This window comes from Candidatus Pelagibacter sp. PS_23, assembly GCF_059417905.1.
Genome location: NZ_CM182071.1, coordinates 692,553 through 715,207, shown reverse-complemented (window position 1 = coordinate 715,207; position 22,655 = coordinate 692,553). Strand labels below are relative to the sequence as shown.

The 22,655-nt window shown below is 31.3% G+C and carries 19 protein-coding genes; 12 read left to right on the top strand and 7 right to left on the bottom strand.

Going from position 1 to position 22,655, the window contains the following annotated elements:
- Positions 1–46: 46 nt before the first annotated feature.
- From AC5SLY_RS03840 to AC5SLY_RS03820, 5 genes are all read left to right on the top strand, one after another.
- The gene (locus AC5SLY_RS03840; protein ID WP_494598582.1) at positions 47–301 is read left to right on the top strand and encodes a hypothetical protein; all 255 of its coding nucleotides are present in this window, start codon (positions 47–49) and stop codon (positions 299–301) included.
- 78 nt (positions 302–379) lie between these two features.
- The gene (locus AC5SLY_RS03835) at positions 380–1,123 is read left to right on the top strand and encodes a hypothetical protein (protein WP_494598581.1); all 744 of its coding nucleotides are present in this window, start codon (positions 380–382) and stop codon (positions 1,121–1,123) included.
- A gap of 92 nt (positions 1,124–1,215) precedes the next feature.
- A complete protein-coding gene (locus AC5SLY_RS03830; RefSeq protein WP_494598580.1) occupies positions 1,216–2,754 on the top strand; it encodes a type I restriction-modification system subunit M in 1,539 nt (512 codons plus the stop codon).
- Entirely contained in the window at positions 2,751–3,920 is a 1,170-nt protein-coding gene (locus AC5SLY_RS03825) for a restriction endonuclease subunit S (protein WP_494598579.1), read from the top strand. The genes AC5SLY_RS03830 and AC5SLY_RS03825 overlap by 4 nt, the downstream gene beginning before the upstream one ends.
- 1 nt (position 3,921) lies before the next feature.
- Positions 3,922–6,687 (top strand): type I restriction endonuclease subunit R, encoded by a 2,766-nt coding sequence (locus AC5SLY_RS03820; protein WP_494598578.1) that lies wholly within the window; start codon positions 3,922–3,924, stop codon positions 6,685–6,687.
- A gap of 344 nt (positions 6,688–7,031) precedes the next feature.
- On the opposite strand, the gene AC5SLY_RS03815 is transcribed toward AC5SLY_RS03820, so the two are convergent.
- From AC5SLY_RS03815 to AC5SLY_RS03805, 3 genes are read right to left on the bottom strand one after another with little or no spacing between them, the layout of a single operon-like run.
- A complete protein-coding gene (locus AC5SLY_RS03815) occupies positions 7,032–8,174 on the bottom strand; it encodes a glycine cleavage T C-terminal barrel domain-containing protein (RefSeq protein ID WP_494598577.1) in 1,143 nt (380 codons plus the stop codon).
- A gap of 45 nt (positions 8,175–8,219) precedes the next feature.
- Positions 8,220–8,495 carry a hypothetical protein gene (locus tag AC5SLY_RS03810; RefSeq protein WP_494598576.1) on the bottom strand — a complete coding sequence of 92 codons (276 nt, stop codon included), beginning with the start codon at positions 8,493–8,495 and terminating at the stop codon, positions 8,220–8,222.
- On the bottom strand, positions 8,479–9,933 hold the full coding sequence (locus tag AC5SLY_RS03805; RefSeq protein ID WP_494598575.1) for a phosphomannomutase/phosphoglucomutase: 1,455 nt from the start codon (positions 9,931–9,933) through the stop codon (positions 8,479–8,481). The genes AC5SLY_RS03810 and AC5SLY_RS03805 overlap by 17 nt, the downstream gene beginning before the upstream one ends.
- A gap of 155 nt (positions 9,934–10,088) precedes the next feature.
- Between AC5SLY_RS03805 and AC5SLY_RS03800 the strand changes: the two genes are divergently transcribed.
- Genes AC5SLY_RS03800 through AC5SLY_RS03790 form a run of 3 tightly spaced genes read left to right on the top strand, consistent with a single transcriptional unit; the run spans position 10,089 to position 13,665 of the window.
- A complete protein-coding gene (locus AC5SLY_RS03800) occupies positions 10,089–12,026 on the top strand; it encodes a ribonucleoside-diphosphate reductase subunit alpha (RefSeq protein ID WP_271741275.1) in 1,938 nt (645 codons plus the stop codon).
- Positions 12,027–12,031: 5 nt separating this feature from the next.
- The gene (locus AC5SLY_RS03795) at positions 12,032–13,045 is read left to right on the top strand and encodes a ribonucleotide-diphosphate reductase subunit beta (RefSeq protein WP_494599124.1); all 1,014 of its coding nucleotides are present in this window, start codon (positions 12,032–12,034) and stop codon (positions 13,043–13,045) included.
- 5 nt (positions 13,046–13,050) lie between these two features.
- Positions 13,051–13,665, top strand: coding sequence for an FkbM family methyltransferase (locus AC5SLY_RS03790; protein ID WP_494598574.1), 615 nt, complete (start codon positions 13,051–13,053; stop codon positions 13,663–13,665).
- On the opposite strand, the gene AC5SLY_RS03785 is transcribed toward AC5SLY_RS03790, so the two are convergent.
- Genes AC5SLY_RS03785 through AC5SLY_RS03770 form a run of 4 tightly spaced genes read right to left on the bottom strand, consistent with a single transcriptional unit; the run spans position 13,666 to position 17,928 of the window.
- Positions 13,666–14,790 carry a bifunctional 2-methylcitrate synthase/citrate synthase gene (locus AC5SLY_RS03785; RefSeq protein WP_494598573.1) on the bottom strand — a complete coding sequence of 375 codons (1,125 nt, stop codon included), beginning with the start codon at positions 14,788–14,790 and terminating at the stop codon, positions 13,666–13,668.
- Entirely contained in the window at positions 14,790–15,686 is an 897-nt protein-coding gene (gene prpB, locus AC5SLY_RS03780) for a methylisocitrate lyase (protein WP_006996772.1), read from the bottom strand. The genes AC5SLY_RS03785 and prpB overlap by 1 nt, the downstream gene beginning before the upstream one ends.
- Entirely contained in the window at positions 15,686–17,188 is a 1,503-nt protein-coding gene (locus tag AC5SLY_RS03775; protein WP_494598572.1) for an MmgE/PrpD family protein, read from the bottom strand. Before AC5SLY_RS03775 ends, prpB begins: the two co-directional genes overlap by 1 nt.
- A 50-nt stretch (positions 17,189–17,238) precedes the next feature.
- Positions 17,239–17,928 (bottom strand): HAD-IA family hydrolase, encoded by a 690-nt coding sequence (locus AC5SLY_RS03770; protein WP_494598571.1) that lies wholly within the window; start codon positions 17,926–17,928, stop codon positions 17,239–17,241.
- 70 nt (positions 17,929–17,998) lie between these two features.
- Here AC5SLY_RS03770 and AC5SLY_RS03765 point away from each other — a divergent pair, with 70 nt between their 5' ends.
- Genes AC5SLY_RS03765 through nadE form a run of 4 tightly spaced genes read left to right on the top strand, consistent with a single transcriptional unit; the run spans position 17,999 to position 22,636 of the window.
- Positions 17,999–18,622: a DapH/DapD/GlmU-related protein gene (locus tag AC5SLY_RS03765; protein ID WP_011282169.1), complete on the top strand. Its 624-nt coding sequence runs from the start codon at positions 17,999–18,001 to the stop codon at positions 18,620–18,622.
- Position 18,623: 1 nt separating this feature from the next.
- A complete protein-coding gene (gene glmS, locus AC5SLY_RS03760; protein WP_494599123.1) occupies positions 18,624–20,444 on the top strand; it encodes a glutamine--fructose-6-phosphate transaminase (isomerizing) in 1,821 nt (606 codons plus the stop codon).
- A 35-nt stretch (positions 20,445–20,479) separates the two neighbouring features.
- Positions 20,480–21,859: a class II 3-deoxy-7-phosphoheptulonate synthase gene (locus AC5SLY_RS03755; protein ID WP_006996777.1), complete on the top strand. Its 1,380-nt coding sequence runs from the start codon at positions 20,480–20,482 to the stop codon at positions 21,857–21,859.
- A gap of 39 nt (positions 21,860–21,898) precedes the next feature.
- Entirely contained in the window at positions 21,899–22,636 is a 738-nt protein-coding gene (gene nadE / locus AC5SLY_RS03750) for an NAD(+) synthase (RefSeq protein ID WP_006996778.1), read from the top strand.
- Positions 22,637–22,655 lie beyond the last annotated feature (19 nt).

The window sequence follows — 22,655 nt, the reverse complement described above, 5'->3', positions numbered from 1 at the left end:
ACAACTAAAGCTTATGATACTTTAATGGAAAGGTTAGGTGAAATATATGATTAATAAAAATAGCCCTAATATACTAAATGAATATATTAATGAGTGTAATGAACTTACTAAAAGTTACTTAAAAATAAATAAATTAAAACAATTTCATTTTGATAAGTTTCACATAAGTCGTTCTTTACCCTATTTAAAAGAGTTAGTTGAAATATTAACTAAATGCGTTAGAGAAAAAAGACTAATGACTAAAGAGGAAAGAGAAGAATTTTACCCCGTTGATTTAAATATGGATGAGGTAGATATATAAAAAACAAAAGAATTTATATTTGTTTATAAGTGTAAATTCATTAATAAATATAACAAGAGCCGTGCTGCTAAAAAATAAATGAAAAAAAAAGAATCCATATTTTATGAGGCTAATTCCTTCCCATCACCAGGACCAGATATTCTAGAACTTAAAGTAGATAATAAAGGAAGCGTTATGGAGGGTTGTTTTCAAGGGCTTGAAGATCAATTAACTGAAAGAAAGATTAAAAACTTTTGGAAAAAGATGGATGAACTAAATGTTTGGAATTGGCAAAAAAAATATGACCCAGCTGGTAGAATTTGTGACGGTCATATGTGGAAATTATACTTAAGAAATAGAGAGGGAAGATCAATGGTTGCTAATGGTCATCAAGAATACCCTTATAATTTTAAAAAAGTGCTTAATGCTTTGAATAATCTATTTGGCTCTAAAGTTGGAAAAGGAGAAAGTTTCAAAATAGAAAATGAAGTTATTGAATTAAGTGCCGAGTATTACAAGGGACATCAATATATATCCTTAGAAAATAATGTCGGTTTGGTTGATGAACTTGGAAATACTACCAAAGTTAAAATAGATGAATTTAAAAAGCAAAACTTCTGGAAAAAAATTGATGAATTGGGTGTTTGGAATTGGCACAGTAAATATCCCCATAAACAACCAAAATATGAAGCCCCAACATGCCAAGTTAATTGGTCTTTAAAAATAATTAATCATGATAAAGCAAAGTATTGTTCTGGTTACTATTTTTTTCCACGAAACTTTAAAAAGTTTGTTAAAGAACTTAGTATTTTAATGGGTGTAGAAATTAAGATTAATGATTAATCATGTTAGGACTAGAATCATGTTTTCATAAAGGTACTAATATTTTATGATAAACACGATTTAATTATGAAAAAAAGATATTGATTTAAATAATGTTAAATAGTGAATTACGAAATCAGGTAGACAAAGTTTGGAATGAGTTTTGGTCTGGAGGTATGTCAAATCCTTTAGAAATTATTGAACAAATTACATATTTATTGTTTCTCAAAAGATTAGATGATCTCCAAACTCTTGAAGATAACAAAAGTGTTCGGCTAAAAAAACCTGTAGAGCGTAAAATTTTTCCAGCTGGAAAAGATAATAAAAACTGTAGTTATGAAGATATGCGATGGAGCAAGTTAAAAAATATGACTCCAGAAAAAACTTTCAGTATTATTAGTGAAAATGTTTTCCCCTTCATGCGAGATCTAGGCGGTGATGGCAGCACTTACTCTAAGCATATGGAAGGTGCACGTTTTACTATTCCTACACCTAAATTATTAACTAAAGCAATAGATTTGCTAGATCAGATACCAATGGAAGATCGTGACACCAAAGGTGACCTTTATGAATACATGTTAGGTAAACTACAGAGTGCTGGGCAAAATGGTCAGTTTAGAACTCCAAGGCATATTATTAGATTAATGGTGGAGCTTACTGCTCCAACAAGTAAGGACACTATTTGTGATCCTGCTAGTGGCACATGCGGATTTTTAGTTAATGCAAGTGAATACTTGAGGGATACGTATCCTGAAATGTTATCTAATAAAAAAGATCGTGATCATTTTCATAACACAATGTTTTCTGGTTATGATTTTGATAACACTATGCTTAGAATTGGAAGTATGAATATGCTTTTACATGGTGTTGAAAATCCTGATATTAATTACAGAGACTCTTTAAGCCAAGATTTTGCTTTGGAAGAAGAAAAATATAGCCTCATATTAGCCAATCCGCCCTTTGCTGGGAGTATAGATATTGATAGTGCTGCAAAAGATTTACTAGCTGTTGTTGATACAAAAAGTACAGAACTACTTTTCTTAGCACTACTTTTAAAGTTATTAAAACCAGGAGGACGTGCTGCAGTAATTGTTCCTGATGGGGTCTTGTTTAAGGGTAGCAAAGCAAATAAAGAAATTCGTCGTATACTGGTTGAAGATCAAAAGCTTAATGCTGTTATACAATTACCACGTGGTGTTTTTAGTCCTTATTCAGGTGTAAGTACTGCAATATTATTATTTACCAAAACAAATAGTGGCGGCACTGATAATGTTTGGTTTTATGACATGAAAGCAGACGGGTTTAGTTTAGATGACAAAAGAGAGCCACTATTAAGTTTGAATAAATTAGGGACACACCCTTCGCTACTATTGACTAACAAAGAGCATGTAAAAAATAACTTACCAGACCTAATAAAGCGATGGAATAATCGTGAGAGTAGCGAAAAAAAACAAGTAAGAACAGAACAAAGTTTTTTTGTTAGTAGTGAGGAAATTAAATCATCAAACTATGATCTAAGTATAAATAGATACAAAGAAATTAAACACGAGCACATTGATCATATTCCCCCATTAAAGATTATTAATGAGTTAAACACTTTTGAGGATGAAATTAAAATCAATCTTAAAAAGTTAAAACATATGCTTAAATGATTTATTTTCTTTCAGATCTTTTTAAATTTATTAGAAATGGATTGAGTGTAAAACACAAACTAGATAGTGAAGGCTTACCCGTCACGCGTATCGAAACTATTGCATCTGCAAAGATAAATCTTAAAAAAGTTGGGTATGCAGGTGTTGATATTAATAATGCTAGGGATTATTTATTAGAAGATGGAGATATCTTGTTTAGTCACATCAATAGCGTCCCACATATTGGTAAATGCGCAATATATAAAAAAAGCATGGGAGAACTTGTACATGGTATGAATTTGCTGTGTTTTAGAGTGGATACTTCTAAATTATTACCAAAATATGCTCTCTATTTATTACGAAGTAAACCATTTAAAAATCAATTAGCAAAATCAATAAAGAAATCAGTTAATCAAGCGAGCGTAACTACAAGTGATATAAAAAAAATCAAACTAGAAATTCCCTCACTTATAAAGCAAAAACACATAAGCAACTTATTGGATACTGCCCACAAGATAATAAGCAAACGGGAGCTGGCAATTAAAAAGTTAGATCAGCTAGCACAAAGTGCTTTTACAGATATTTTTGGTGATCCTGTTAAAAATGATAAAAATTTTAAAGAAGAAAAGCTAGGAAATGTTTGTCAGTTTTATGGAGGAAGCACATTACCAACACCAGAAGAATATCAAATTAAAAAACAAGGGGTACACTTAATGAAAGTGTCAGATATGAATTCAGAAGGTAATAAAAAATTTATAAAGAAATGTAGGGAGTGGAGCTCACATAAACATTCTAAATCATCAGTATGTCCTATTGATACTTTAATCATTCCAAAAAGAGGTGGTGCAATTGGAACTAATAAAAAAAGATTAACATTAATACCTGTTTTGCTAGATCCTAATTTGATGGGAATTAAAGCTAATGAAAAGTATTTAAATACACAATATTTATACCAATGGTTTCTTCAGTTTGATTTAAGCACTATAGCTAGTGGAAGTTCTGTTCCCCAATTAAATAAAAAAGATTTATTTGATATTTCTATTCAAATTCCAAAATTAAATTTACAAAGTAAATTCTCTGAAATTGCAAATCAAATTCAAAAAACGAGAGAGTCATATAATAAACTATTTGTTTTTAAAAAAAATTTAATCTCTTCAATTGAAAATAAAACATTTTCTAAAACTTAATATGAAAACATTTACTGAAGACCAAACAAGAATAAAACTTATAGATCCTTTGTTAAAAGAAGTTGGCTTTCATTTAAATAAAGAAAAAGACCGCGAGTATGAAGTTAGTGGAATGCCCAACGAGAAAGGTATTGGTTTTGTTGATTATGTTTTGTGGGGTGACGATGGTCTTCCTCTTGCGGTAGTAGAGGCTAAAAAAACGATAAAAGATCCAAGAGTAGGACAACAACAAGCAAAATTGTATGCTGATTGCTTGGAAAGTGAGTTTAAGCGTAGACCTTTAATTTATTATACCAATGGCTACGAACATTGGTTTTGGGATAATTTAAATTATCCACCAAGACGTGTTCAAGGTTTTCATAAAAAAGACGAGTTAGAATTAATGATGCAGAGACGAGCTGATCGTTTACCTTTAGCTGGAGAAAAAATTAACAAAGAAATAGCTGGACGCCCATATCAAGAGCAGGCCATTAGAAGTGTTACTGAAAGTATGGAAAAAGAAAAGCGTAGGCGAAATCTACTTGTTATGGCAACTGGAACTGGAAAGACTAGAGTAGCAATTGCGCTGTCTGATTTATTGATGAAATGTAATTGGGCTAAAAGAGTTTTATTTTTAGCAGATAGGCGACCTCTTGTTAAACAAGCTACTACTGCATTTGCAAAGCATCTTCCAAATGTTGGTGTTGTTAATTTACTAACAAATCCAGACTCGCAAGGAAGACTTTATGTGAGTACTTATCAAACTATATTAAATCAAATCAATAAAACTGATGGTGAAAAAAGAAAATTTGGAATTGGGCATTTTGATTTAGTAATCATAGATGAGGCACATAGAAGTGTTTATAATCGATACCGTTCAATATTTAGTTATTTTGATAGTTATTTATTAGGGTTAACCGCAACACCTAGAGATGAAATTGATAGAAATACCTATAGCCTTTTCCAAACAGAAACAGGAATGCCTACGTATGCCTTCGGTTTAGAAGAAGCTATAAGTCAGGGATTTTTAGCTCCACCACGAGCAGTTTCAGTGCCACTCAAATGTCAACGTGAAGGAATAAAATATGAAGACCTTACCGAAGATGAAAAAGAAGAGTGGGATGAGCTTGAATGGGGAGAAGACGGTCCTCCTGAAGAGGTAGATGCCATAGCAATAAATAGTTGGTTATTCAATCAAGACACAGTTGATAAAGTTTTAAGAGACTTGATGACCAATGGTCAAAAGGTTGCTAGCGGAGATCGTATCGGTAAAACAATTATTTTTGCAAAAAATGTTTTGCATGCAGAATACATTGCAGAAAGATTTGATATTAATTATCCTAATCACAATGGGGACCTTGCAAGAGTTATTACTCATGATGCTAGTTATGCACAGGATTTACTTGATAAGTTTTCAATTAAAGAAAAATCTCCTCATATAGCAATTAGTGTTGATATGTTGGATACAGGTATTGATGTGCCAGAAATTGTTAATTTGGTTTTTTTTAAAATAGTTCGAAGTAAAACTAAATTTTGGCAAATGATAGGACGTGGAACTAGACTTTGTGAAAATTTATACTCACCCCAAAAAGATAAAAAATTCTTTTATGTTTTTGATTATTGTCAAAACTTAGAATATTTTGCAGCAAATCTAGATTCTACAGATGGTTCGAATAATGAAAGTTTAGGAACAAAAATTTTTAAAAAAAGAATTGAAATTCTTGAAGCACTACAATCTAAAAAAAATCCAATTACAACAGATGAAAAGGAGCTTCAAAAAAATATGACTAGCGAACTTCATGAGTTGGTATCTAATATGACTGTAGACAATGTTATTGTTAGAGCAAAAAGGAGATTTGTTGAAAAGTATAAGGATATATCAAGTTGGAGCGAAACGGGGTTAACAAAGTATGACGAAATTTCTAGAGAATTATCAAATCTACCTTCACAAAAAATGGATCCAGATGAAGAAGCTAAACATTTTGATTTTATAATATATAAAATTCAACTTTGCTTATTAAATAATGAAAAAAAAGGATTTATTAAGCTTCAAAACAATGTTCGAAAAATTGTTAGCGCCCTAGAACTTAAAGATTCTATTCCGGCTGTCCGATCCAAAATGCCTCTTATTCAAGAGATAGCTACAGATTTATGGTGGGAAAATATAAATATTGGAAATTTAGAACATATAAGAAAACAACTACGTTCGTTAATTAGATTAATTGATAAGACAGAGAAAAATATTATTTACACAAATTTTGAAGACACTTTAGGTGAAAGTGAAGAGATTAATTTAAATTTAAATGTAGGAACTTTAGACTTTGAAGAGTTCAAGAAAAAAACTAGAGTTTTCCTTAATGAGCATAAAGATAAATTAGTAATTAATAAACTTTGTAGAAATACACCAGTGACGGAAACTGATCTAAAAGAATTGGAAAAAATTTTACTACAACTCGCAGATGATAATGTTGAATTAATAAATAGAGCTAAAGACAACTCTGAAGGACTTGGTCTTTTTGTTCGTTCACTTGTAGGTCTTGAACGAATTTCTGCAATAGAGGCTCTAAGTGAATTTCTTAATGATAAAACTGCCACTTCATCACAAATTAATTTTTTGAATTTAATAGTTGAAGAGCTTACTAAAAATGGTGCTATAAAAGATGATCGTTTATATGAGAGTCCTTTTGTTGATGTAACACCAACAGGACCTGAGAGTATTTTTGATCAAGACCAAGTTAATAAATTATTTATAAAAATAGAAGAAATAAGACTTCGAGCTATTGCTTAAATGATATAATTGATCGTCACTACAATATCACTACAACGAGTTCTACTTTCTTCCTTTGTATAGTCTTTGTTCTACTATTTTTTCTAACTGATTCTTTTCTAAAGACTCAAAAAGTGAAATAAGTAAATGATTGTGTGGTGCCCCCGCACGGAGTCGAACCGCGGACCTATTGATTACAAATCAATAAGCTTAATAAAATTTTCTTTCATAGCTAAAGATGGAGGTTTCTACTAAAAATAAAGACGGTACATGAAGTTAACAGAGACAACTGTTAGAACAATTACGAGTAAGTAAAGAGAGATATAGTCTTTTGGAGTTAACATGGTTTATGAATACTAGACTTACTAAGAACTTGCTAGCTTCTTTTTAGGATCATAGAAAGGTTTTTCAACAACTTTTGCTTTAATGATTTTGTCATTCATTTTAACCTCAAGCACTGTTCCAATCTCTGAATTATTAATTGATACCATTGCAAGGGCAATGTTTTTTTTTAGTCTTGGTGAATAAACGGCAGATGTAATTTTACCAACAACTTCATTGTTTTTTTTGATTTCCCAAAAAGTAGTGTTAGGTCCAGTTAAAGGATCACAATCTAAGATCATTCCAACTTGTTTTCTCTTAATGCCATCCTTGTTTATTTTTTGTAAAGCATCTTTTCCAATAAAATTTATATCAGTATCAACGTTAACTAATCTTCCTAAATTCAGTTCATAAGGGTTCGTATTTATATCAGCATCAGCATGGTACGATAACATTCCACCTTCAATACGTCTAATCGATGATGTATGACCTGGTTTTAATCCGTGAGGTTTACCAGCTGCCATTATTTTTTCCCAAAGTTTGTTCCCCATAGAGCCATCTCTTAAATATAATTCATAACCAAGCTCGCTTGACCAACCGGTACGGGACACAATTAAAGGAATGCCATCTAAATCTAATTCACGTAACCAATAATATTTAAGATCATTAATACTCTCACCAAATAAAGCCTCCATAATTTTTCCAGAGTTTGGTCCTTGTAATTGAAGAGGGGAGACATCGGGTTCGATAATTTTAACATTAAGACCTGAATTGATTGCAACCCCTTGTGCCCATAATAAAATATCACTATCTGCAAGAGACAACCAATAATGGTTTTCTTTTAATCTTAATAAAACTGGATCATTTAAAATTCCACCATCATTATTAACTATTAAAACATATTTACATTGACCAACTGCAAGCTTTGATAAATCTCGAGGGGTTAATAGTTGAATAAATTTAGTAGCATCGGGTCCTGTAATTTCTACTTGTCGCTCCACTGCAACATCACATAAAATTGCTTCATTGACTAAATTCCAAAAGTTTTGTTCAGGAGATCCAAAGTCACGAGGAATATACATGTGATTGTAAACTGAAAAGCCCGTTGCACCCCATTTAACAGTTGAATTAAAGTAAGGGGACTTTCTAATCTGTGTTCCAAAACCGAAGTTTTTTTTATCTTCCATTTTCAAAACCTATTAATTATTTGATTATTTGAAAAGCTTTAATTATTATTTTTCACAATCCTCTGTCGCAAATGCAGTTAGCTCCATGATCTCTTCAGGTGTTTTACTAAAGACTTCATCGATTTGTTTGTCATTGAATTTAGCGCTTAATTTATCAATTGTGCACTGACAGTATACTTTAGCATTTTCGTTACCCAAATATTGCTTAGAGTTAGTGTAACATCCTATATATAATTCCTTCTCATATTGAGGGCTTAGTGCATGACTTTTAGAGGTAAAAAGAAGGATAAAGATTAATAAATATTTATATTTTTTGATCATATTCGCCAACTTTGCCAGTTTTTTGTAAAAGATCATCAATAAAATCAAAGATCTTTTTCTTTCTCTCATTCGATGTTGGACTTTCAGTAACAATTACAAGAGATGGTTTATTAGATGAGGCTCTAATTAATCCCCATGATCCATCTTTAAAAGAAAATCTGATACCATTAACGGTTAAGACTTCACTTATTTCTTGGTCATCAATTTTAGTTTTATTATCTTTTAATTCATTTACTTGTTTAACTAACTCTTCAACTACTTGATATTTTTCTTCATCTTTACAAAATGGAGCCATTGTTGGTGTTTGAAAAGTATTAGGCAGTTCTTTTATAATCTCATTCATCGATTTGTTTTCGTTATCTAATAAATGACACACTTGAATTGCAGAATTTATTCCATCATCATAACCAAAACCTAAAGGTTGATTAAAGAAAAAGTGCCCACTTTTCTCAAATCCAGCTAAAGCTTTTTCAGTATTAACTTTTCTTTTAATGTGTGAGTGACCTGTTTTCCAATAAATGGTTTCACAGTTATTCTCAATTAAAACTCTGTCAGTTGCGTACAATCCAGTTGATTTAACATCAACTATAAACTTAGAATTTTTATGAGTTTTAGATAAGTTTCTTGCAATTAATAATCCAATTTTATCTGAAAATATTTCATCTCCAGTATTATCAATTATACCAACTCTATCGCCATCACCATCAAAGCCAAAACCAATATCTGCGTTATTATCTTTTACCGCTTTTGCAATTGCATGTAACATTTCTAAATCTTCTGGATTTGGATTATATTTTGGAAAAGTCCAATCAAGATCACAATCAAGTTCAATTACCTCACAACCAATTCCTCTTAAAATTTCAGGGGCAAATATTCCAGCTGTCCCATTACCACAAGCAACAACTGCTTTAATTTTTTTTGTGATTTTATTTTTAGTTATTAAATCATCTTTATAAATTTGTTGAAAACCTTCTATTTGTTTTTCAACTCCTTCACCTTTTGTAAAATTTTCATTTAAAGTTATCTCTTTTAATTCTTTCATCTCTTCAGGTGCATGGGTTAAACCTTTTTTGATACCCATTTTAACTCCAGTCCAACCATTTTCATTGTGACTAGCAGTAACCATTGCAACAGCATCCGCATCTAAATTAAATTGTGCAAAATAAACAGTAGGGGATAGGGATAAACCGATGTCTTCAACATTGCATCCTGTTGAAAGTAGACCTTTTTTAAGTGCTGATTTTATTTCTTCACTATAAGATCTATAATCATGACCGACAATTACTCTTGGATTCGCTTTTTTTGTATGTTTAACAATTTGAGTGCCTAAACCTTTACCTAGATTCTCTATTCCGATTCTGTTTATATCCTTCTCATACAACCACCTCGCGTCATACTCCCTGAAGCCATATGGATCTATTTTTAATTCTGTTGTCATTGCTTATGTTTCTACAATTAATTTAATTTTTTTATTGATATTTTTTTTCTATGTTCTATAAACGTTCTGTTGAATAATGATTTATATGGTGTATCAATGCTTTCAGCATACAACATATAGTTGTTTTGTAAAAAAAACTAAAATAAACTTAAAATATGAACAAAATTCTATCACAGGCACTCAAGAAAGCTGTCTCCGAATATAGCCCAGATAATAGCGAACTTTCAAAAAATAAAGGACCAGATTTATTTTCACTTAGCAATGACACTGAACTTTTTCAAAATGAAAAAGGTATCATTATTAAAATTGATAGATCAAGAGATAGTAAATTAACAGACTTTGGTAAAGCAACTTTAAAAGATCGTTACTTAGGTCATAACGAATCTTTTCAAGATTTATTCGCTCGTGTTGCAAGTTCATACGCCGATGACAATTTACATGCACAAAGAATTTATAACTACATTAGTAATTTATGGTTCATGCCAGCAACTCCAGTTTTATCAAACGGGGGAACTAAAAGAGGTTTACCCATTTCATGTTTTTTAAATGAAGCATCAGATAGTTTAAATGGAATACTTGATCTATGGAGTGAGAACGTTTGGTTAGCTGCTAAAGGTGGTGGGATCGGAAGTTACTGGGGTAACCTTAGATCTATTGGAGAAAAAATTGGTAAAGTTGGAAAGACATCAGGAATAATTCCTTTCATTAAAGTAATGGACTCGTTAACGATGGCAATTAGCCAAGGTTCATTAAGAAGAGGATCGGCTGCTTGTTATCTTCCAATTGAACATCCAGAAATTGAAGAGTTTATTGAAATGAGAAGACCAACGGGTGGAGATCCAAATAGAAAAGCATTAAACCTTCATCATGGTGTTTTAGTATCAGACGCATTTATGAGAGCGGTTGAAACAGATGGGCAGTGGGCACTAAAAAGTCCTGCTGATGGAACTGTACAACAAACGATCTCTGCAAGAAATTTATGGATTAGATTATTAACTGCAAGAATTGAAACGGGTGAACCTTATATTATCTATATCGATACAGTTAACAGACAAATTCCACAACACCATAAGTTAGCAAATCTAACTGTTAAAACTTCTAACCTTTGTAGTGAGATTACATTACCTACAGGAATAGATAAAAATGGCAGAGATAGAACTGCTGTATGTTGTTTATCATCTTTAAACTTAGAAAAGTATGATGAGTGGAAAGACGATAACGTTATGATCAATGATGTTATGAGATTTTTAGATAACGTATTAACTGATTTTATTGAAAGAGCTCCAGAGCAATTTGATGATGCAAAATATTCTGCTGAAAAAGAAAGAAGTGTTGGCCTAGGTGTTATGGGTTTCCATTCTTATTTGCAAAAGCATAGTATTCCACTTGAATCTGTGATGAGTAAAGCTTGGAATAAAAAGATATTCAAACATATTCAAGAACATGTTGATCAAGCCTCAAAAGATTTAGCTGATGAAAGAGGAGCTTGTCCAGATGCTGCTGACTATGGTTATAATGAAAGATTTTCTAACAAAACAGCAATTGCACCAACAGCTTCTATTTCTATTATCTGTGGTGGAGCATCCCCTGGAGTAGAGCCAGTTGCAGCAAATAGTTATACGCACAAAACACTTTCAGGTTCATTTAATGTTAGAAACAGATACTTAGTAGAATTATTAGAAAAACATGGGAAAAATACTGATGATGTTTGGTCTGGTATTACAACAAATCAAGGGTCCGTTTCTCATTTAGATTTTTTAACTGATTTAGAAAAAGATGTTTTCAAAACTGCTTTTGAGTTGGATCAAAAATGGATTATTGAGTTAAGTGGAGATAGAACGCCGTATATTTCTCAAGCTCAATCAATTAACTTATTCGTGCCAGCTGATATTCACAAAAGAGAATTACATAAAATTCATTTTGATGCTTGGAAAAAAGGTTTAAAGAGCCTTTATTACTGTAGATCAAAATCAATTCAACGTGCGGAAAATGTCAATGACACTAAAGCAACAGATGTTAACGCAAATGTTTACAAATCAAAACCACAAACAACTGAACAACCAGAATACGAGGAGTGCCTATCATGTCAGTAGAAAAAATGAATACTAAAATTATTCAACCAACAAAAGAGGAAATAGTAAAACCCCAAAAAATGGGACTACTAGTTGAAAACCCAGTTTACAAACCTTTTAGATATCCATGGTGTTATGATGCTTGGTTAACTCAACAAAGAATTCATTGGTTACCGGAGGAAGTGCCACTTGGTGATGATGTTAGAGATTGGCAGAAAAACCTAACTCAGTCTGAAAAAAACTTATTAACACAAATTTTTAGATTTTTTACTCAAGCCGATGTTGAAGTACAAAATTGTTATTTAAGACATTATACAACTGTGTTTAAACCTACAGAAGTTTTAATGATGATGACTGCTTTTGCTTCAATGGAAACAGTTCACATTGCTGCTTACTCTCATTTACTTGATACCATTGGAATGCCTGAGTCAGAATATTCTGCATTCATGAAATATAAAGAGATGAAAGATAAATACGACTACATGCAAAATTTTGACATGAGTTCAAAAAAAGATATTGCATTAACAGTAGCTGTATTTAGTGCGTTCACTGAAGGCTTACAATTATTTGCAAGTTTTGCAATCTTACTTAACTTCCCAAGACATAATAAAATGAAAGGGATGGGCCAAATTGTTACTTGGTCAGTAAGAGATGAAACGTTGCACTGTAATTCTATGATTAGATTGTTTAAAGAGTTTATTCATGAGAACCCAGAAATCTGGACTCCCGAATTAAAAGCAGAACTTTACAAAGCATGTAGAACAATCATTGAGCATGAAGATGCTTTCATTGATTTAGCTTTTGAAATGGGTCCTATGCAAGGTCTTACGGCGCAAGATGTAAAACTTTATATAAGATTTATTGCTAATAGAAGATTATCTCAGCTTGGATTAGAGCCAATTTATGATGTGGATAAAAACCCACTTACTTGGTTAGATTCTATGTTGAATGCAGTTGAACACATGAACTTCTTCGAAGGTCGTTCTACTGAATATTCTAAAGCAGCAACTCAAGGAACTTGGACAGAAGCTTTTAGTTAATCTAAGTGAGTAACTTTGGTTTAGTTGTTATTGGAGCACATTCTGGTGTTTGGTTAAAATCATTATTAGATGAATATCAAAATCAAAATATTCTTTTAGTTGAACCTGTGCCTTACAATATTGCTCTATTAAAAGAAAATACCGCTAAATACAAAAATATTAATATTGAGACTTCAGCTGTATCTGAGAATAATGAAATAAAGAAGTTTTATTATGTAAAACCTGATGCGGTTAAAAGATTAGGTAAACACTGGGCCAGTGGTATTGGATCTTTTAATAAACAGCACATATTAAATCATAAATATAAAAGGTTTAAGGTAAGCGATTCTGACATTGAACAGATTGATATTCAATATTTATCCTTTTCAAACTTGATGGAAAAATACTCAGTTAGCTCCATTGACCTTCTTCAAATTGATGTGGAAGGTGCAGAGTTTGACATATTAAACTCAATTAATTTTGAAAAAATTGAAATAAAAAAAATTATTTTTGAATTTAAACATTTTGATGGAACCTTTGAAGAGGGGCCCAAACTCAAATCAATTAAAGAAAAGCTAATTAAATTTAATTACCAATTAAAAGAAATCGATAAAGAGAATATTTTAGCTGAAAAAAATTAATTATCTTTGGTTAAGCTGTATTACCTTTCTGTGCTTACTGCCTTTATAACTTGCAAGCGGTCTAATTAATTTATTAGCAGCATGTTGTTCCATAATATGAGCTGACCAACCTGTAATTCTTGAAATCACAAATATTGGAGTAAAGAAATCAGTATCAAAACCCATTAAATGGTAAGTAGGTCCTGTCGGGTAATCAACATTTGGATAAATATTTTTTTCTTTAATCATTACCTTTTCAACAATGTCATAAATTTTTTCAAATGTTTTATCTTTTTTAATAATAGCTACTCTTTTAAAATATTCTCTCATGGTTGGAACTCTTGAGTCTCCACTTTTATAAACTCTATGACCAAATCCCATCACCACATCTTTGTTTTTAAGAGCATTGTTAATCCATTTTAAAGCGTTTTCAGGCTTTTTAATTTTTTTCATCATGTGCATTACTTCTTCATTAGCACCACCATGAAGAGGACCTTTTAAACTAGCGATCGCACCTGTGATTGCTCCATGAATATCAGATAAGCTACTGGTAATAGTTCTTGCTGTAAATGTGGATACGTTAAAACTATGCTCAGCGTATAAAATCAATGATACATCGAAAGCCTTAACAATTTCTTTTTCAGGAACTTTTCCAAAACACATATGGAAAAAGTTTTCAGAAAAAGTAAGATTTTTCTTTGGAGCTATAATTTTTTTTCCTTTTCGAAGTCTGTAAAAGGCAGCTAAGGCAGTAGGTGTTTTTGCAAGAATTCTAATCGCCTTTCTTAAATTTGCTTTTGGTGAGCTATCTTTAGTTTCTTTGTCTTCAAGACCCATGATGCTAACAGCTGTTCTTGCAACATCCATTGGATGAGATTTTTTAGGTATTTTTTTTAAAATACTTAATAAATTTTTAGATAAAGTTATTTCTTTAGATAATTCTTTCTTAAATTCTTTTAATTGTTTTTTATTGGGTAATTCTTTATTTAAAATTAAGTAAGCAACTTCTTCAAAATCACATCTTGCACATAAATCTTGAGCTGCATAACCTCTATAAGTTAGAGAGTTGATTTCTGGCATAACTTTTGAAATTTCTGTTTCATCAACAACTATCCCTAGTAAACCTTTTTTAATATCATTACTCATTATTCATGTCCTTCCGTACTAAAGTTATAAATTTTTTCATCTAACGAATTATACTTTTCATATTCTACTAATTCGTAAAGTCTTTTTCTAGTTTGCATTTTATCAATAATGTTGTTCTGATGTCCATTCACAAAAATGTCTCTAAGACCATCTTCTACATTTTTCATAGCTAATCTTTGTGTGGTTACTGGATAAATCACAATATTATACCCAAAATTTTCTAATTCTTTGTAATTGAATAACTTAGATTTTCCAAATTCTGTCATATTCGCTAACAAGTAACAGGATAGTTCTTTTCTAACTTTTTCAAAATCTTTTTCATCCTGTAAAGCTTCTGGGAAAATAATTTCTGCTCCAGCATCAATATATGCCTTACATCTATCAATCATCTTATCTATTCCCTCAACTCCTTTAGCGTCAGATCTTGCTATAATTTTAAAATTTTCATCTTGTTTTGCAGCAACGCATTCTTTAATTTTCTTAACCATTGCTTCAGTTGAAATTAATTCTTTGTTATCTAAGTGCCCACATCTTTTTCGTTCTACTTGATCTTCTAAGTGAACCGCTGACACCCCAAATTCTTCAAAAGTTTTAATAGTTTCTTCACAAGACTTAAAACCAGTGTCGATATCAACGATGGTAGGCAAACTTGTAACTCTAGATATTAAATAAGATCTAGTACTAACATCTTGCAGGGTAGTTAAACCTATATCTGGAAATCCTAAGTCATTAGCCATAACCCCACCCGATACGTAAACTGCGTCATACCCAATTTCTTCAATTAGTTTTGCAGTTAATGGATTATAAGCACCAGGAACTCTTAAAATTTTATTTGATTTTAGTTTACTAACAAAGTCAGCTCTTTTTTGACTGGGCTCTTTTTCTACAAAATGCATTAAAAAATTCCTTGTTTCGTATTTTTCTTTATCTGACTTCTTTTAACCTGGATGTTTAATTTATTTAACTCTCCAGCTTTCAGGTTTTTAAGATTTTGAACAACTTTTAAGAAACGTGCACTCTCTTTTTTATCTAAGATACCGTCTGTTAACGTTAAAAACTTATTTATATAATTTTGTCTTTTAAACGGACGTGCTCCATATGGATGAGCATCTGCTCTATCTAATTGTTCTATAATTTTTTTACCATTATTTAAAGTAACTACAACTCTTGCACCAAATGATTTATTTTTTGGATTAGGATCGTGATATTTTTTAGTCCATTTTTTATCTTCAAACGTCGTAATTGATTTCCAAATTTTTATAGTGCTTTTTCTATTAGCTCTTTGTTTGGTATATGATTTAACATGGTGCCAATCAGCATCCTCAAGTGCTACTGCAAAAATGTACATAATAGAGTGATCAAGTGTTTCTCTACTTGCATTTGGATCCATTTTTTGTGGATCATTTGCACCAGTTCCAATTACGTAATGAGTGTGATGACTTGTGTGAATATCAATTTTTTTTATTTGATTTAAATTAGGAATTTTCTTATTAAGTTTTTTAGCAATATCTATTAGTGCTTGAGACTGGTATTCAGCTGAATATTCTTTCGTATAGGTCTCAAGTATTGCTTTCTTAGATTCTTTTTTCTTAGGTAGAGGCACATTATATAAAGCTTTCTTGCCATCTAATATTCTAGCTATAACACTGTCTTCTCCTTCATAAATAGGACTTGGCGCACCTTCACCACGCATTGCTCTATCAACTGCTTCAATTGCAAGTTTACCAGCATGAGCAGGAGCGTAAGCTTTCCAACTAGAGATTTCACCTTTTCTAGATTGTCTTGTTGAAACTGTTGTATGCAGAGCTTGTTGAACTGCTTGATAAATTGTTTCAGTGTTTAGTTTTAACATTGTACCCAAACCTGCAGCAACACTTGGTCCTAAGTGTGCTATGTGATCTATTTTATGTTTATGCAAACAAATTCCTTTAACTAAATTAACTTGAACTTCATAACCAGTGATAATTCCTCTTAACAAATCTAGTCCACTTTTTTTAGTTTGTTGTGCAACACTTAAGATGGGTGGAATGTTATCTCCAGGGTGACTGTAATCTTCTGCTAAAAAAGTATCATGAAAATCAAGCTCTCTAACAGCTGTTCCATTGGACCAAGCAGCCCATTCACAATCAAATTTTAATTTTGAATCAATACCAAACAAATTCGCACCATTTTTTCTAGGATGCTTTAGGGCCATTTCTCTTGAAGAGATAACCGCTTTTCTATTTAAAGAAGCAATGGCAACTGAAGCATTATCAATTATTCTATTAATAACCATCTCAATGGCGGCTTTATCTAACTTTGCATTATCAGAGGCTATTTCAGCAATTTTCCATGCTAATTGATTTTTTTTAGGTAAATCAATTTTGGATGGGTAAACTTTAACTTTATGTGAAATCATTAGGCCTCCTTAATTGTACAAACCTATTAATAGTAAGAAAAAAAATTAAATCAATCTTTTAAGTAAGTTGAAACTATTTTTTCAACACCAATAAAGTCTTTTATTAAATGATTATGGTAAATTTCATTAGAATTTTTTTCTGTATAACCATTTTCTAATAAAATAATAGGAACAGAGGCAGCCTTTGCTGCATTTGCATCAGTTTCACTATCCCCAAACATTAAAGATTTTTTTACATCACCCCCGATGATTTCAATAATACTTGTTATATGTCTAGGATCGGGTTTGCAATAATCAAAAGTATCTGAACCAGCAACGTACTCAAAGTAATCATAAATTCCAATTTTTTTTAAAAGATCAATTGCTAAGTGTTCTTGTTTATTAGTACAAACTGCCATTGAAATTTCTTTTTCTTTACACCATTTTAGAAATTCTTTTACCCCGTTGATAAGTGTGCTTTCTTTAATGATATTTTTTCCATAAAAATTAACAAAATCTTTAACCATTTCAGTTTTAATTTTTTGATCATCAATTTTACCAAACTCTTTTTTTGCTTGTCCCCATATAGATCTACCAATCATCGCACCAGCGCCTTGACCTACTAAATTTCTAATGTCAGCAGTAGATTTGGTAGGGTAACCATATTTTCTCATTACATGATTATGAGCATTCATTAAATCAGGAGCGGTATCGACTAATGTTCCATCCAGGTCAAATAATATTGAGTATTTTTGAGTCATTAATAAAGTATTTTTAAGAAATAAATTGTGAATTAAGCTATCTATACACTTAATATAAAAATATTTCCAGATGAAACAAATAAATTCTAATACTGAACAAGAAAAACTTCGTAAATTTTTTATAAAGTCTGGAGTAAAAATGATTGGTCCTGAAACTATTTTTTTTTCAAAAGATACAAAGGTTGGAAAAAACGTTACTATTAATCCATATGTTGTCATTGGGCCAAAAGTTAAAATTGGAAATAATGTAACTATCAATTCATTTTCACATTTAGAAGATTGTAAAATAAAAAATAAAGTTGAAGTTGGACCTTATGCACGATTAAGACCAGGAACTATTCTTGAAGAAGGATCAAAAATTGGAAATTTTGTAGAAGTTAAGAAAAGTACAGTTGGAAAAAAATCAAAAATAAATCATTTATCGTACGTTGGAGATAGTGAATTGGGTAAAGGTGTTAATGTTGGAGCTGGTACAATTACTTGCAATTATGATGGTGTTAAAAAAAGTAAAACAAAAATTAAAGACAATGTATTTATAGGTTCTAACTCATCATTAGTTGCACCAATTACTCTTGAAAAAAATAGTATTGTTGGGGCAGGATCAGTTATTACAAAGAAAGTTAAAAAAAATTCATTAGCTTTAACTAGAAGTGCTCAAACAGAAGTTAAAAACTACAAAAGAAGAACAAAATAAAATGTGTGGAATAATAGGTATAGCTAGTAATAAACCGGTTTCATCTACAATTATTAATTCTCTTAGAAAATTAGAATATAGAGGATACGACTCCGCAGGAATTGCCACATTATCAAATGGAATTGTAAGTGAAGCAAAATCAGAAGGTAGAGTTGATATTTTAGAAAAAAATCTTGCAGTTAAGAATATGTCGGGCCCTATTGGAATTGGACATGTTAGATGGGCAACGCACGGTATTCCAAACACTATTAATGCACATCCTCATTCTTCAGAGAGTGTGTCGGTTGTACATAATGGGATTATTGAAAATTCTACACTTTTAAAAAAGCATTTAATAAACAAGGGTCATGTATTTAAATCTCAAACAGATACTGAGGTAATTGTTCATTTAATAACAGAATATTTAAAAGAACTAAATTTAAAAGAAGCAATTATTAAAACTCTTAAACAATTACATGGAAGTTTTGCTTTAGGTATAATTTTTAAAGATCAACCAGATCTTATAGTAGGTGCTAGAAGAGGGTCTCCACTTGCAGTTGGTTATGGTCCTAATGAAAATTATTTAGGTTCAGATTCTTACGCTTTAAAATCTATGACTAATAAAATTTCATATTTAAATGATGGAGAGTTTTGCATTATAAAAAAAGACCAAGTTGAGTTTTTTGATGAAGAAGGTTTAAAGGTTAATAAAAAAGTTTTAGAATTATCTTCAAAAGAACAGGATTATGACAAAGGTGATTTTAAACACTTTATGGCTAAAGAGATTGAAGAACAGCCCACAACATTAAAGAACTGTATAAATGAGTATGTTGATAAAATTAACAATGACATCAACATCTATAATTTTCCATGGAATATTAAGGAAATTTCTTCAGTTACTTTAATTGGTTGTGGTACAGCTTATCACTCTTGTTTAATGGCAAAATATTGGTTTGAAGAAAATACTACACTTGATGTAACAATTGATATTGCATCCGAGTTTAGATACCGAAAAAATAGATTTAAGGATGACAATTTATATATTTTTGTTTCTCAGTCTGGCGAAACAGCGGACACTTATGCTGCTCTAGATTTATGCAATAAAAATAACATGAAAACTTGCAGTGTAGTTAATGTTATAGAAAGCTCTATTGCAAGGGATTCTAACTTTGTTTTACCCATTCATTGTGGGCAAGAAATTGGTGTTGCATCCACAAAAGCTTTTATGGGTCAAATGTTGGTTTTATATATTTTGGTATTAAAATTAGGAATTTTAAGAAAAGACTTGGATAAAGATTTATATTTAAACAAAATTAAAGATTTAAAATTATTACCCAAGTTAGTTGAGCAAACTTTACTTACAGAGAGTAAAATCCAGACAGTTTCAAGTTCATTTACCGATGCAAAAGGTTCGATGTTTTTAGGGAGAGGTTTTTCTTACCCAATTGCATTAGAAGGGGCGTTAAAATTAAAAGAATTAGCTTACGTTCATGCTGAAGGGTACCCTGCAGGTGAGATGAAACATGGTCCATTAGCCTTAATTGAAGATGGAATGCCAGTTGTTGTCTTAGCTCCAAGAGATAATTATTATAAAAAAACAATTTCCAATATGCAGGAAGTAATAGCAAGAGGGGCTAAAGTTTTATTGATTACTAACAAGAGCAAAGACGAAGTTTTTTCAGAAAATATTTGGGAAACGGTATTAGTTGAAAGTGCCAATGATGACTTATTACCTTTTTTATTAACTGTTCCATTGCAAAAATTAGCTTATTATTCAGCTCTTAAAAAAGGGTATGACATTGATAAACCTAGAAATTTAGCAAAATCAGTCACAGTTGAATAATAATTAAACTCTGCTACAACACCCCTAGGTTGAACATGAAAAATTGGAAAATAAATAGCTGGAGAAATTATCCTGTAAAACACATTCCTGAATATCCTGATCAAAAAGAATTGGATGGTGTTTTAAGTAAAATTAAAGATTTCCCACCATTAGTTTTTGCTGGTGAGACAAGGCATTTAAAAGAACAATTAGCTGATGTTGTCGATGGAAAAGCTTTTTTATTACAAGGTGGAGATTGTGCAGAAAGTTTTGCAGAATTTCATCCTGATAACATTAGAGATACATTTAAACTGATACTGCAAATGTCTTTAGTGCTTACTTATTCGGCATCATTACCAGTAATTAAACTTGGAAGAATTGCTGGACAGTTTTCAAAACCAAGAAGTTCTCCTGTTGAAAATATTGATGGTGTTGAACTGCCTAGTTACCTTGGAGATAATATTAATGGAATGGAATTTAATGAAAAATCAAGAGTTCCTGATCCAAAAAGACTTTTTAAAGCTTATTCTCAATCTGCATCAACGCTTAACCTTATAAGAGCCTTCTCTCATGGAGGTTTTGCTGATCTTAAAAAAGTACATACTTGGAACTTAGGGTTTATTAAAAACTCTCCAGCTGCAAAAAAATTTAAAGATTTAGAAGATAGAATTGCAGATGCCTTAGCATTTATGGATGCTTGTGGAATTAATTCTGACTTTAATAGAAGATTAAAAACAGTAAACTTTTGGACTTCACATGAGGCTTTATTACTTCCTTTTGAACAAGCAATGACAAGAGTAGATTCTACTACAGGTGAATATCACGATACCTCAGCTCACTTTGTTTGGATAGGAGATAGAACAAGACAACTAGATGGTGGACATGTTGAGTTTTGTAGAGGAATTGAAAATCCAATTGGAATTAAATGTGGACCAACATTAAAAGCTGAAGACTTGATAAACCTTTGTAATAAAATTAATCCAACAAATGAAAAAGGTAAAATAACTTTAATTTCTAGATTTGGTCATGAAAATGTTTCTAAATTTTTACCAAAATTAATTAGAGCAATTAAAAAAGAAGGTTTAAATGTAATATGGTCATGTGATCCTTGTCATGGAAATACAATTAAAGCTACAACTGGATTTAAAACAAGACCATTTAATAGTGTTGTCAAAGAAGTAAAAAATGTTTTTGAATGTCACCAAAGTGAAGGAAGTTATGCAGGTGGATTACACATTGAAATGACCGGTCAAGACGTTACTGAATGCACAGGGGGTGCTCAGAAAATATCTGACCAAGATTTATCTAGCCGTTACCACACTCATTGCGATCCAAGACTTAATGCTAACCAAGCGTTAGAGTTAGCTTTTTTAATTTCTGATGAGATTAAAAAAAATGCTGCTTATTCTAAAAAAAATATTAAAGCGGCATCTTAAAGCATTGTATTGAATACAATTTCGTTTAAATTTTAGGAAATGAAACCATTAGAAAAAGCACAATTTATAAGTAATTGGATTAAAGATTATGTGAACAAGATGCCAAGTAAGGCTCAATCTTTAATCATTGGAATTTCTGGGGGAATAGATTCTTCTGTATCAAGTACATTGAGCGCAATGACAGGTATTAAAACAATTGTTTTATCAATGCCCATTAAACAAAAATCATCACAACATGACTTAAGCTTAAAACATCAAGAATGGCTTGTTAAAAACTTTGATAATGTTGAAGCGCACACAATAAATTTAGATAAATTATTTGAAACCTTTGAGAGTACGTTATCAAATTTTGATAGTGAACTTGGAATGGCAAATTCTAGAGCAAGAATTAGAATGACCACTCTTTATCAAGTAGCAGCTGCAAACAAAGGTATTGTAGTTGGTACTGGAAATAAAGTTGAGGATTTTGGAGTAGGGTTTTATACAAAATATGGAGATGGTGGAGTTGATATATCTCCTATTGCGGATTGTAATAAATCTGAAGTATGGGAAATAGGTAAATCTATTAATATTCTTCAAGAGATAATTGATGCTGCTCCAACAGATGGATTATGGGATGATGGTAGAACTGATGAAGGTCAGTTAGGTCTTAAATACGAGGAATTAGAAGAAGCTATGAACAATGTTAATTCAATAAATCGTGAAAAATACGAAAAAATAAGAAAGATGAACTTGCATAAAATGGAACCAATCCCAGTTTGCAAGATTCCCAACTAATCTTATAGATTCACAAATC

Bases quoted from the DNA above. Each gene is read 5' to 3' on its own strand.
- glmS (WP_494599123.1), top strand. From the start codon at position 18,624: ATGTGTGGAATAATAGGTATAGCTAGTAATAAACCGGTTTCATCTACA.
- AC5SLY_RS03755 (WP_006996777.1), top strand. From the start codon at position 20,480: ATGAAAAATTGGAAAATAAATAGCTGGAGAAATTATCCTGTAAAACAC.
- AC5SLY_RS03765 (WP_011282169.1), top strand. From the start codon at position 17,999: ATGAAACAAATAAATTCTAATACTGAACAAGAAAAACTTCGTAAATTT.
- AC5SLY_RS03815 (WP_494598577.1), bottom strand. From the start codon at position 8,174: ATGGAAGATAAAAAAAACTTCGGTTTTGGAACACAGATTAGAAAGTCC.
- AC5SLY_RS03820 (WP_494598578.1), top strand. From the start codon at position 3,922: ATGAAAACATTTACTGAAGACCAAACAAGAATAAAACTTATAGATCCT.
- AC5SLY_RS03810 (WP_494598576.1), bottom strand. From the start codon at position 8,495: ATGATCAAAAAATATAAATATTTATTAATCTTTATCCTTCTTTTTACC.
- AC5SLY_RS03785 (WP_494598573.1), bottom strand. From the start codon at position 14,790: ATGAGTAATGATATTAAAAAAGGTTTACTAGGGATAGTTGTTGATGAA.
- AC5SLY_RS03835 (WP_494598581.1), top strand. From the start codon at position 380: ATGAAAAAAAAAGAATCCATATTTTATGAGGCTAATTCCTTCCCATCA.
- AC5SLY_RS03770 (WP_494598571.1), bottom strand. From the start codon at position 17,928: ATGACTCAAAAATACTCAATATTATTTGACCTGGATGGAACATTAGTC.
- AC5SLY_RS03795 (WP_494599124.1), top strand. From the start codon at position 12,032: ATGAATACTAAAATTATTCAACCAACAAAAGAGGAAATAGTAAAACCC.
- prpB (WP_006996772.1), bottom strand. From the start codon at position 15,686: ATGCATTTTGTAGAAAAAGAGCCCAGTCAAAAAAGAGCTGACTTTGTT.
- AC5SLY_RS03825 (WP_494598579.1), top strand. From the start codon at position 2,751: ATGATTTATTTTCTTTCAGATCTTTTTAAATTTATTAGAAATGGATTG.
- nadE (WP_006996778.1), top strand. From the start codon at position 21,899: ATGAAACCATTAGAAAAAGCACAATTTATAAGTAATTGGATTAAAGAT.
- AC5SLY_RS03840 (WP_494598582.1), top strand. From the start codon at position 47: ATGATTAATAAAAATAGCCCTAATATACTAAATGAATATATTAATGAG.
- AC5SLY_RS03805 (WP_494598575.1), bottom strand. From the start codon at position 9,933: ATGACAACAGAATTAAAAATAGATCCATATGGCTTCAGGGAGTATGAC.
- AC5SLY_RS03800 (WP_271741275.1), top strand. From the start codon at position 10,089: ATGAACAAAATTCTATCACAGGCACTCAAGAAAGCTGTCTCCGAATAT.
- AC5SLY_RS03775 (WP_494598572.1), bottom strand. From the start codon at position 17,188: ATGATTTCACATAAAGTTAAAGTTTACCCATCCAAAATTGATTTACCT.
- AC5SLY_RS03830 (WP_494598580.1), top strand. From the start codon at position 1,216: ATGTTAAATAGTGAATTACGAAATCAGGTAGACAAAGTTTGGAATGAG.